This is a genomic window from Romboutsia sp. (assembly GCF_051659545.1).
GTDB lineage: Bacteria > Bacillota > Clostridia > Peptostreptococcales > Peptostreptococcaceae > JBOFOR01.
In genome coordinates this window covers 1-11029 of record NZ_JBOFOR010000282.1, presented here as the reverse complement: position 1 = coordinate 11029, position 11029 = coordinate 1, and the positions used below count along the sequence as shown (strand labels likewise).

11 protein-coding genes are annotated in these 11029 nt (G+C 27.0%); 2 read left to right on the top strand and 9 right to left on the bottom strand.

The window, feature by feature from the left end; genetic code table 11:
- The first annotated feature begins 236 nt into the window (after window positions 1-236).
- Window positions 237-1190: a calcium/sodium antiporter gene (locus ACRC03_RS16945; RefSeq protein WP_438653781.1), complete on the top strand. Its 954-nt coding sequence runs from the start codon at window positions 237-239 to the stop codon at window positions 1188-1190.
- Between the two features lie 61 nt (window positions 1191-1251).
- Here the strand turns inward: ACRC03_RS16945 and ACRC03_RS16940 are convergent, their stop codons facing one another.
- The gene (locus ACRC03_RS16940; RefSeq protein ID WP_438653780.1) at window positions 1252-1554 is read right to left on the bottom strand and encodes a rhodanese-like domain-containing protein; all 303 of its coding nucleotides are present in this window, start codon (window positions 1552-1554) and stop codon (window positions 1252-1254) included.
- Window positions 1555-1703: 149 nt separating this feature from the next.
- On the opposite strand from ACRC03_RS16940, the gene ACRC03_RS16935 reads away from it, so the two are divergent.
- Window positions 1704-2300 carry an alpha/beta fold hydrolase gene (locus tag ACRC03_RS16935; RefSeq protein WP_438653779.1) on the top strand — a complete coding sequence of 199 codons (597 nt, stop codon included), beginning with the start codon at window positions 1704-1706 and terminating at the stop codon, window positions 2298-2300.
- 61 nt (window positions 2301-2361) lie between these two features.
- Here the strand turns inward: ACRC03_RS16935 and ACRC03_RS16930 are convergent, their stop codons facing one another.
- From ACRC03_RS16930 to ACRC03_RS16895, 8 genes are all read right to left on the bottom strand, one after another.
- Window positions 2362-2532 carry a hypothetical protein gene (locus ACRC03_RS16930; RefSeq protein ID WP_438653778.1) on the bottom strand — a complete coding sequence of 57 codons (171 nt, stop codon included), beginning with the start codon at window positions 2530-2532 and terminating at the stop codon, window positions 2362-2364.
- A 375-nt stretch (window positions 2533-2907) separates the two neighbouring features.
- Window positions 2908-4011: an ABC transporter permease gene (locus tag ACRC03_RS16925; RefSeq protein ID WP_438653777.1), complete on the bottom strand. Its 1104-nt coding sequence runs from the start codon at window positions 4009-4011 to the stop codon at window positions 2908-2910.
- A complete protein-coding gene (locus ACRC03_RS16920) occupies window positions 4004-5137 on the bottom strand; it encodes an ABC transporter permease (RefSeq protein WP_438653776.1) in 1134 nt (377 codons plus the stop codon). The genes ACRC03_RS16925 and ACRC03_RS16920 overlap by 8 nt, the downstream gene beginning before the upstream one ends.
- Window positions 5138-5152: 15 nt before the next feature.
- On the bottom strand, window positions 5153-6082 hold the full coding sequence (locus tag ACRC03_RS16915) for an ABC transporter ATP-binding protein (RefSeq protein WP_438653775.1): 930 nt from the start codon (window positions 6080-6082) through the stop codon (window positions 5153-5155).
- A gap of 79 nt (window positions 6083-6161) precedes the next feature.
- On the bottom strand, window positions 6162-6719 hold the full coding sequence (locus tag ACRC03_RS16910) for a chromate transporter (RefSeq protein ID WP_438653774.1): 558 nt from the start codon (window positions 6717-6719) through the stop codon (window positions 6162-6164).
- Window positions 6719-7288 (bottom strand): chromate transporter, encoded by a 570-nt coding sequence (locus tag ACRC03_RS16905; RefSeq protein ID WP_438653773.1) that lies wholly within the window; start codon window positions 7286-7288, stop codon window positions 6719-6721. Before ACRC03_RS16905 ends, ACRC03_RS16910 begins: the two co-directional genes overlap by 1 nt.
- A gap of 164 nt (window positions 7289-7452) precedes the next feature.
- A complete protein-coding gene (locus tag ACRC03_RS16900; protein ID WP_438653772.1) occupies window positions 7453-9588 on the bottom strand; it encodes an adenosylcobalamin-dependent ribonucleoside-diphosphate reductase in 2136 nt (711 codons plus the stop codon).
- 284 nt (window positions 9589-9872) lie between these two features.
- Window positions 9873-10922 carry an IS630 family transposase gene (locus ACRC03_RS16895; protein ID WP_438653771.1) on the bottom strand — a complete coding sequence of 350 codons (1050 nt, stop codon included), beginning with the start codon at window positions 10920-10922 and terminating at the stop codon, window positions 9873-9875.
- Window positions 10923-11029: the final 107 nt, after the last annotated feature.

The following is an 11029-nucleotide window of genomic DNA, read 5'->3' as shown; positions in this document are numbered from 1 at the left end:
TAATTCTAATACTTCTTTTGATTTCATATTAATTACCTCCTATTTGCTTATATTTTTTGCAAATAAGAGGTGTTATATACATATTTTATTTTATTTTTTAATTTATTTTATTAAGTTTAACTTATTTTAATACTATATTTTTATTTTTAATATCTATCATTACTAATTTTTAGAAAGGAATAATAAATAATTATTATGGGAAAAATAAACAATGTCAAAAAATGAGGAGAAAATTTATGAATTATATATTTTTAATAATTGGTTTTTTACTTTTAATAAAAGGTGCTGATGCCTTTGTGTCAGGCTCATCATCAATTGCTAAAACTTTCAACGTACCTTCACTAATTATAGGTCTTACAATAGTTGCCTTTGGTACAAGCGCACCAGAAGCAGCAGTTAGTATTACAGCTGCCTTAAAAGGAAATAACGATATGGCTATAGCTAACGTTGTTGGTTCTAATATTTTTAATTTATTAATGGTAGTAGGAGTAGCTTCTATTATAGCACCTATTAAGGTTCAAAAAAGTACTATAATAAAAGAATTTCCTTTTGCTATATTAGCTTCAATCGTACTTTTAATATTATCTCATGATACAAAATTTCAAGGCTATGACAAAAACTTACTTACAAGAGCTGATGGTCTTATGTTATTAGCCTTATTTATCATTTTTATGTATTACCTGATAGAGATGGCTATAACTTCAAAAGAAGAGATGCAAAATGAAAAAACTACAACTCAAATGCCTATGAGTAAAAGTATTATTTATAGTATTTTAGGAGTTTTAGGAATAATAATAGGTGGAGATATAGTTGTAAATTCTGCAAGTAATATAGCTTTAGCGTGGGGTATGAGTCAAAATTTAGTTGGTCTTACCATTGTTGCTATAGGTACTTCTTTACCTGAATTTGTTACTAGCATAACAGCTGCTAGGAGAGGCGAGAGTGATATAGCTATTGGAAATGTGGTTGGTTCTAATATTTTTAATATACTCTTTGTGTTAGGTATATCGTCAACTATACATAATATATCTATACAACCTATTGTTTTTGTTGATATGATATTTATGATAATTGCGACTGTAGTAACGTTTGTCATTGCTGCTTCACAAAAGAAAGTGAATAAATCAGAAGGTATTATATTATTTATAATTTATATACTTTATATGATATTTGTAATAAGAAGACAGTAAACTATTCTTATGTTAAGCAAAAAGAGAATCATCACTTGATTCTCTTTTTATAAATACAATATTATTTTAAATTATATCCTAGTATTCCTTTTTCTAAGTTATATAAATTTTCAAACCCCTCCATACTAAGTAAATTACATGCAGTTATACTTCTATGCCCGCTTCTACAGTAAACCACTATATTTTTACCTTTATACTCTTCAATATCATCTATATTGAATAATAACTTATTAATAGGAATATTTATAGCCTTTGGTATAAATCCCTCATTAAACTCTTCTACTTCTCTTATATCTAATAATAATGTTTCCTCATTATTATTTATCATTTCATCTAATTTTTTATTATCTATATTAATGTACATAAAATTTCTCCTTATAAAAGATATTAATTTAATTAATATATACCCATAATTATCTTCTTCAATCTTCTAATTAATAGTTGCATTTATGATATTACAGATATACACTTACTATGAATTAGAATATTTCATCATAAAGAAAGAAGGATTTTATGGAGAAAAAATATATAAAAAATGAAAGAGGTAAGGTTATTTACTGGATAAATAACAATAATAGTAATAAAACAATTATGTTCACACATGGTGTAACTGCAGATCACACTTTATTCGATAAACAATTAGACTTTTGGTGCAAAGAGTATACAGTAATTACATGGGATATGCCACTTCATGGTGAATCTAGACCCTACAAAAAATCAGAATTATTTTGGACTAAGCACTTTAGTGATATAGCAAAACTTTATCCTTATAATTATTATTGTAAAGTAAGCTCTGAATCTACTACAATGACCGAAGAATCTAAGAAATCTTTTTATGATAATCTTTTACGTCTTGGAAAAGAAGGCATGTTAGATGCTGCTAATGCAGTATATAAAGATTTTTATAATTACGAGGAAGTCGATTTTAAATGTCCTGTATTATTATTAATAGGTGAGTATGATAAGACAGGATATGTAAAAAAGTATAATGATATGTGGGCTAAAGAAACAGGCTTTTCTTTAGTTGTCATACCTAATGCAAGTCATAATTCTAATTTTGATAATTATTACTTCTTCAATAATAAGGTCTATGAATTTTTAAATAGCTAGAAAGTAAAAACGTATCATTTAGATAATAATGATACGTTTTTTACAGGTTATTATGTACATTCTAAACTAATTCTTTTTCATTACCACAAGATTTACATCTTTGAAAATCAACATTATAAGATTCATTATTTTCATTTATACCTTGATAAGTTGCAAGTACATGCTTTCTGTCTTTTTCACATACAGTACAAAATACCTGTTTTTTCATATTTTTTGTATTAATTAACTCCATCAAACCAACTACCTTTCTATTATAAAATATTTCTTTTTTATATTATTGGTTATGATAAAATTTTTATTCCATTTTTTACGCTTAAGGAAATTATATTACCTAAAACTGTGGATAAGTTACTATATTTAAGCAATGTCAACATACTTAGTGAAAGTAAAAAGATTTTTAGCAACGCGCAGAGCCGTTGGCGATATGAAGTGTTTCGCCGACAGGTCGCTCAAGCGAAGCGAATTTTTTATTAATACATTTATTATAATAGGTTTCTTTTTTTAATAATGTTACAAAAAACTTCTACTATTTTACGGTCAAAATATTTAACTCTCTTTCTTCGCTAGCATCTTCATTTTAGTTAACTATAACCTTATTAATTAAACATTAAATATTCTTCATAAACCGTTTTATACTTAATACTAAAAATGCTATTGAAGTTAAAATCATTCCAAAAATATAACTTTTAACATAAATTAAATTATCATGTTTTTGCAGTAACTCTATGCATAAATACGACCATCTAAGTGGTATCATATTACCTATTTGCTGTAAATAGTTTGGCATAACATTAAAATCCCAAAACAGTCCGCTTAACATACAGGATGGAACTACTAATAAAATATTTACAGTAGTTGCAATATATCTACTACTAGTAAAACTAACTATTAGTAAGCTTAAGGCTACTGAAGTAAAGTTAATTAAGAGCATTATTAATAAAAAATTATAACTATTTTGCATATTAAAACTAACATTTAGTATTATACACATAAAATAATATATTACACTACTTACACTAGAAATAATGTAAAATACTATAAACATGGATAAATAATACTTCCATGGTCTAATTCCACTTGCTAGTATTCTAGCTTTAGTATTATTTTCCTCATCCTCTATTAAAAAATTAGTTATATTAATACCTGTTATGAAAATTATCATTATAACTATTCCTATAGAATTATTTATTGATATATGTTCTTTATTTGTAAGATTTAATTTATATTGAGGAGATTCTTTAGTATAGGTTTCATTAATTGACTTTAGTTTATTTATATCTTTATTGGATTCTCTAGCCATTAATGTTAATTCTTCTATTCTAGATTTTACTATTAAAGTTAATATAGCTTTAAAATCACTATTATTTATTGATTTTATATGAACTTCATCTTGCTGATGTTCTAAAATCCTCTGTTGAAGACCTTTATCTATAATTATTGCCATTTCTATTTGATGTGATATTAGCAAAGTTTTGTAATCTTTTTCATTTATATTAGTAACCTCAATATTATCTATTTTATTTATGGTATTTATTATATCCTTAGATATATAACTATTATCTTTATCCATAACTCCAACTTTATAACTATAGTTTCCTCCAAATGCAAAGCTAAACATTAGTGTTATAACTGCAGGTACTATTATAGCCATTACTATAAAACTCTTTTTTTTAGATAATAATTTTAAGGTTCTTATAGTAAGCCTAAGCAAACTTACCACCTCTCTTTATCTTATTAAATAATAATCCTAATATAATTAAGGCTATAGAAAGCCCTAATGAAATTAATATGGATATATAATAATAATTCCCACCTACTCCACTACTAAGACTTATCAGGGAAATATTTGCCCAATAAGTAGGAGTAAATTGAGCTAGTAAACTTGTTATCTTAGTAGAATTTATCAATGATATGGGCATATAGGAACCTCCTAAGAATCCCATAATTATAATTAAAACATTACTGATGCTAGAAGCTGTTTTTGCGTCCGCAAATATCATACCTGAAACTATACCAAATACGGAGCTAAAAACTATCAGGCTAACTAAAACTAAAATTATTAAAACAATATTTTCTCCCCAGTTTACTTTTAAAAACACTGTGCTAACTATGTAAACTACAATTATTTGCATTATACCAATCATTAATCCTAAAAAAACTTTGGATATTACTATGCTTATGTAACTTGCTTTTGATATCTTTATTCTACTCATAGTATTATAAAGGTTCTCTTTGTATGTTGATATTAATGTTATTCCAGATATGTACAATATTATTAACACAAGTTCTGCAAATGTATAATAAGTAAAAGAATCAATTCCATTATTTTTTATACCTTCTTCTTTAAGTGTTATTAATATTTGTTCCTCTAATATTTCATTTATTACTTGAGGATTTTCTTTTGATAGGCTTTTTATTAGCGCTTCTTTATCTAAGGTTTGTTCAAATATATTTCTGAATATTACTTGAGATGTATTTTCTTTATTGCTATTTCTATAGAAGCTATAACCCTCTTCTTCTATAATAATAAAAGCAAGTGCATTTCCTTTGTCCACTTCTTCTTTAGCTTTTATTTGATTTTTTACTTCTTTAAACTTAATAGTGGTCGTTTTTTCTAAGTTTTTCTTAAAATTATCAAAGCTATTTTTATTTATTGTATTTGCCTTGTAATACACTTTCTCATTTTCAAATATATTATTATCCACGCTCATAAGACCATTTAGAGCTACTCCCATTACTACAATAAGCACTATAGGAAATAGGAGCATAGTTACTACATCTAATTTTTTTCTAAAAAAATGCATAAGCTCTTTTTTTATTAGCTTAATCAAAATCATATTATCCTCCTAAATTTATTCTCTAAGCCTTTTTCCTGTTAAGGTTAAGAATACATTTTCTAAGGTGGGTACTTCATTTTTTATATTTTCTACAATTCCGCTTTGATTAGATATGGTGTTTATGAGTTTTTGTAGTATATTTGCTCCTTTTGAGTAATAGCATTTTAATTCCTTTTGCTTAACTACTACTCTTTCCACTTCAGGTATCTTCATTATTATAGTTTCTATATCTTCTATTTCTTTTTTTAGAGTTATGATATATACACTATTCTTTACTATTTTATTTTTTAAATATTCTATATCTCCACTTACTATAATGCTACCATTATCCATAATAGAAATATTATTACAAAGTTCTTCTACCTCTTCCATATAGTGTGATGTATATATTATTGTAGTCCCTTGACTATTTAATTGTTTTACTGATTGAATTATATGATTTCTTGATTGAGGATCTATACCCACTGTAGGCTCATCCATTACTATTATTTTAGGGCTATGAGATATAGCGCAAGCCATATTTAATCTTCTTTTCATTCCCCCTGAAAATTCTCCAGCCTTCTTATTCCCATATTCACTTAAACCTACAAATTCTAAAGATTGATTTACTCGTCTATTTAATTCCTTTCCTTTATATCCATACAAAGAACAAAAAAACGAAATATTTTCTCTTGCTGTAAAATCATAATAAATAGCCAGTTCTTGTGGAAGTAATCCTATATGTTTTTTATATTTATTTATATTTTTTTCTCTTTCTTCAAATACTATTTTACCTAAACTTGGTTTTTCTAGCCCTGTAATCATTTTTATCAAGGTGCTTTTTCCAGCCCCATTTGGTCCTAGTAATCCATATATTTCGCCTTGTTTTATATTTAAATTTACATTGTTTACAACTTTATTATGGTTATATTCTTTACACAAGTTTTTGGTTTGAATAATGTACATAGAATCCACTCTCCTTTGTTAGAATTTCTAATATGGTATTATATGTATCTAATTCAAGTATATGTTTTACTTTAAAAACTTATATTAATAAAAATAAACCCATGCCAATAACTCCACTAAAAATTATCACTAATATTGGATTTATCTTAGAATATCGTATTAATACAAAAGAAACTGTTGTTAGAGCTAAACCTATAGAATCAATATTACTTAGTTGTAGTACAGAATCTTTAAATAATACAGTTATGACTATTCCTGCACTTGCAGCAGCAATTAAACCTACCACAGCTGGCTTAATTATCTTTAACATTGTTTGCACTACAGATAAACTTTTAAACTTATAGTACAATATAGATAAACAAATTATTATTATTAAAGAAGGCACAACAGAACCCATTGTTGCACAAATTGCCCCTAATATGCCACCTTCTTTTGCTCCTATAAAGGTGGCTGAATTAATTAATATTGGGCCAGGAGTAATTTGACTTATTGTGACAAGGTCTATAAATTCATTTGCAGTTATCCATCCATTAGTTTTTACAATAGTACTTTCTATTAAAGGTAAGATTGCATAACCTCCTCCAAAGCCTAAAGTACCTATTTTGAAAAAATTTAAAAATAAATTCAAGTAAGTCATTATTTAACCTCCTTATTTTTATTAGCTATAATTCCAACTAAAATACCAATTATAATACATCCAATAACAACAAATGCTGGATTTATATTGAAAATATAAACAAGAACAAAAGTACCTATCATCAAAGGTAGTGAAAAATATTTTAATGACTTAATTGATTCTTTGCCCATTGTTAATACAACATCTACCATTATTGCAGCTACTGCACAGTTCATTCCTTTAAATAAAGCTCCTATATATTCATTTCCTATAAATAATTCATAACATCTTTGAATAATCATTATTAAAATTAATGAGGGTAATACTGAACCAATTAAGGCACATAAGGCTCCTGAGAATCCAGCTATTTTATATCCTATAGCAATTACTGTGTTTACAGCAACAGAACCGGGGGAACTTTGTGAAATTGCAATAAGGTCACTCATTTCATCTTTTTCTATCCACCCTAATTCTTCCACAAATCTTTTCTGTAATAGCGGTATAGCCACGTATCCTCCACCAATTATAAAAATACTAATATAAAATGATGAACTAAAAAGTTTCTTATATGTTTGAATTTTTTTATCCATTTTATCCTCCTTAAAATATCTTAAAGCTATTTATTCTTTATCTACTTTAATAGTATACATTCTTTAACTATTATACTACTTTTGTAGATGAATTTGTCATATTTTGCAATTAGTTTACGAAATTAAAATTTAAAAGCCTCTAAAGGTATTAGAGGCTAATTATACTAATTACATTTACTATATCCACATTGCAAGCATACCGCACATCCTCCTGTAGGTATTATTGCTTCATTTCCACATTCTGGGCAAGTAAATCTTTCTTTGTCACTTATATATGTATTAGTTTCATTTTCTACAATAATGTTTTCATATAGGTTTTCTTTTTTGTCTTCTTTGGGTTTTTCATTTAGTAAAACTCCACTTCTTTTACAACCATCTCTATAAATTGTAATTCCTTTTAAACCTTCTTTCCAAGCATCTACATAAATTCTATATACATCTTCTTTCGTAGCTTCGTATGGTAGATTTATTGTTGATGATATAGATGCATCAATATATATTTGCCAAGCCTTTTGCATTTGTATTCTTTCTTTCGGGTTTAAAGTCATTGCAGTCACAAATATATCCGACAATTCTTTCTCCTCTCTAATTTCTTTGATGTTCATATATTCAGCCACAATAGGAGTGTATACTTTATAATAAACATCCTTGTCATGAAGTGTTTCTGTTTTTCTAGTATATGAAGTATTAAACATAGGCTCTATTCCACCACTAATACCTAACATTGTTGAAATTGAGCCTGTTGGTGGTATTGTAAGTATTTGAGAATTTCTTAATCCATATTTATTAACTAGTTCTTTAGCTTCTTTATCTAAGTTATTTATATAAAAACTAGATTTAATTATTTCTTCTCCATTGTATTTTTCGTAAGACCCTTTTTCTTTAGCTAGTAATGCTGATTGTTTAACTGCTTCATTTAACATTATTTTAGAAAGTTTTTCACATAATGTTATTGATTCTATTGAACCATATCTTAAGTTTAGTTTTATAAGCATATCTGCTATACCCATTACGCCAAGTCCGATTTGTCTATATTGACTCACTGTTTCTTGTTGTTGTTTTAATGGGTGTAGACTTAACCCTTCTTCTAGTACTTCATTAAGACCTACTACACAGTCCTTAACACAAGCTTTAAACTTTTTAATATCAAATATTGAATTATCTGTAAAAGGTTCCACAATAAATTCAGCCAAATTTATTGACCCCAATAAACAACTTCCTCCTGCTGGTAGTGGCTCTTCTGCACAAGGATTTACACCAGAATACTTGAAATTAGAGTCTTCGCTTAATAAATGATTTTTTTCGATGTTATCCCAAAACAATATTCCAGGTTCTGCATAATCCCAATTGTTACTTACTAACTTCATAAATAATTCATAAGCATTAACTTTTTTTATTACTTCTTCATTTGTATTTTCTACTACAAATCTACAAGAGTATTCTTCTTTATTTAATACAGCTTTCATGAATTCATTATTAATCCTTACAGATATATTAGCCTTAGTAACTTTTTCTAAGTTAGTTTTTATATCTATAAACTCTTCTATATCAGGATGATTAACATCCATAGATATCATAAGAGCTCCTCGTCTTCCTCTTTGTCCTATTAGTCCTGTTGTCATTGAGTAGAGATCCATAAATGATACTGCTCCAGTAGTAGTTTTTGCTGAGTTATGTACTGTTGACCCCTTTGGTCTTAATTTCGAAATATCAATTCCTACTCCTCCACCATAACTAAAAGTCCTAGCTAAACATTTTGCAGTATCAAAAATACTTTCTAAATTATCTTTAGGTTGTTCAAGTACATAACAATTAGAGTAAGTTACTTTTATTCCATCTTTAGGCAATCCTCTGTTAGCTAGTATTCTACCTGCAAATAAAAATTTCTTTTCTTTTATCAATTTTGCTATTTTTCTATTTCCTCCTGAAACTCGCTCTATCCATTCATCAAAGTTTTCATTATTGTATTGATATTTATTGTACCAAATAGATTTTTGTAACTCATCCATTTGCCACTTTGATTTTCTTATTTCTGATCTTTTCTCTCTATATAAAATGTATTTTTTAGCTACATCTTTTCTATTAGACTCCATTAGCAATAATTCAACATTATCTTGTATATCTTCTACTGTGACTTCATTCGTCGTCAATTTAATAATTTCTTCTATCTTTTGTGCAATTTTTTCAGCTAATTTCTCATCTGTTCCATATTTGCTATTTATAGTTGATTTGTAAATAGCATTTACAATTTTTAATCTGTCAAACTCTTCTTTGGTCCCATCTCTTTTTATAATTTTCACTACTTTATAATCTCCAATCCTATAGTATAGTTATTTAAGTATTTTTACACATTTTTTATACCACGCTACAATATATTGTGTTTATATCTGTATTTTTTCCCTATAATCAACTATATATAGTTAAAATTGAAGAATATTATATAAAATTTCTGGTTCATATTTTTTTCTATAATTACACAAAAAAAGCTAACCTAAGTTAGCTTTTTATCTTTAATCTTATAATAACTTCCTGGAATATTTTTTACTATATATATTCCATTTAATACTGTCACTATAGATAGGTTTTAATCTAAACTAAGGCAAAGCCTATCTATAACTTGATTTGATATACTGTTTATATAATCTATAAATTCTTTTACATCTTTCTTAATCTCATATATTTTTGAGAAAAATCTATTTCTTATCACTGAAGTTTTTAACCAGCCCCAAAGACCTTCTATCAAATTTAAATTAGGACTATATGGAGGAAGAAATTCTAATTGCAACCTATCGGTATGTTTTTGTAAAAATTCTTTTGCTATCTTAGAGTGATGAATTCTTGCATTATCAAGTATCATAGCTATTTTACCTTCGGGATATAAAGATAATACATTAGTCATAAACTCTACGAAAGTATGAGCATCATATTTATCTCTTTCTTCGCAGTAAACATGACCAGTTTCATAGTTTAATACTCCAAGTAGTTTAACTGTTAAATGTTGACCGTAGGTCTTTATTATACGTTGGCGACCCTTTGGAAACCAACACTTTTGAAGTGACAAGTAGTCTCTAATAGCCGATTCATCTTGAAATAATATATTGTCTATATCTCCTAAATGCAGCTGTTCCTTAAGTTTCTTAAATCTATTTTTAAAATCTTCTTGTTTTGTTTTACTTGCTCTAGCCAGTGTATAGGTAGGCATGGTATATGAAAATTCAATCCTATACATAAATATATGAACTGCACTTTTACATAAATCTATTCTAAATCTAATTTTAAGTAGTTCTTTAACTAAAGATATTGTCCACTGATAACTTTTAGGCAAATTCATATCACAAGGCGACTTTTTTTCTAAAATATATGTCACTAATGTAGCTATATGTGATGAAACTTTTCTTGGAGCACCTTTACTAAAATTAAAGGAAAGAGCGGCTAAGCCGCCACCCTTATATATCTTTATACATCTAGATATAGTACGAGTTGAAACACAGTTTAGCTCTGCTATATCCTTAATTTTTAAACCTTTAAGGTATTGATGTATAATTAAATAACGTTCCTTCAATCTAGAAGCTTTAGTTACTTTAATAGCTTCCTTAACTAACTCTATTTCTGATGCTTTATCCAAGTTGTTCATTAATAAATTTCTCCAATTATGATAATATATTTATCTATATAATACCAGTATTTTTACTGAAACAAAATATATTATAAAAAGTGACAATATTTAATGGAACATATATA

Excerpts from the sequence above, each read along its gene's own strand:
- ACRC03_RS16895 (WP_438653771.1), bottom strand. The coding sequence starts at position 10,922 with ATGAACAACTTGGATAAAGCATCAGAAATAGAGTTAGTTAAGGAAGCT.
- ACRC03_RS16910 (WP_438653774.1), bottom strand. The coding sequence starts at position 6,719 with ATGACTTACTTGAATTTATTTTTAAATTTTTTCAAAATAGGTACTTTA.
- ACRC03_RS16930 (WP_438653778.1), bottom strand. The coding sequence starts at position 2,532 with ATGGAGTTAATTAATACAAAAAATATGAAAAAACAGGTATTTTGTACT.
- ACRC03_RS16935 (WP_438653779.1), top strand. The coding sequence starts at position 1,704 with ATGGAGAAAAAATATATAAAAAATGAAAGAGGTAAGGTTATTTACTGG.
- ACRC03_RS16945 (WP_438653781.1), top strand. The coding sequence starts at position 237 with ATGAATTATATATTTTTAATAATTGGTTTTTTACTTTTAATAAAAGGT.
- ACRC03_RS16940 (WP_438653780.1), bottom strand. The coding sequence starts at position 1,554 with ATGTACATTAATATAGATAATAAAAAATTAGATGAAATGATAAATAAT.
- ACRC03_RS16915 (WP_438653775.1), bottom strand. The coding sequence starts at position 6,082 with ATGTACATTATTCAAACCAAAAACTTGTGTAAAGAATATAACCATAAT.
- ACRC03_RS16920 (WP_438653776.1), bottom strand. The coding sequence starts at position 5,137 with ATGATTTTGATTAAGCTAATAAAAAAAGAGCTTATGCATTTTTTTAGA.
- ACRC03_RS16905 (WP_438653773.1), bottom strand. The coding sequence starts at position 7,288 with ATGGATAAAAAAATTCAAACATATAAGAAACTTTTTAGTTCATCATTT.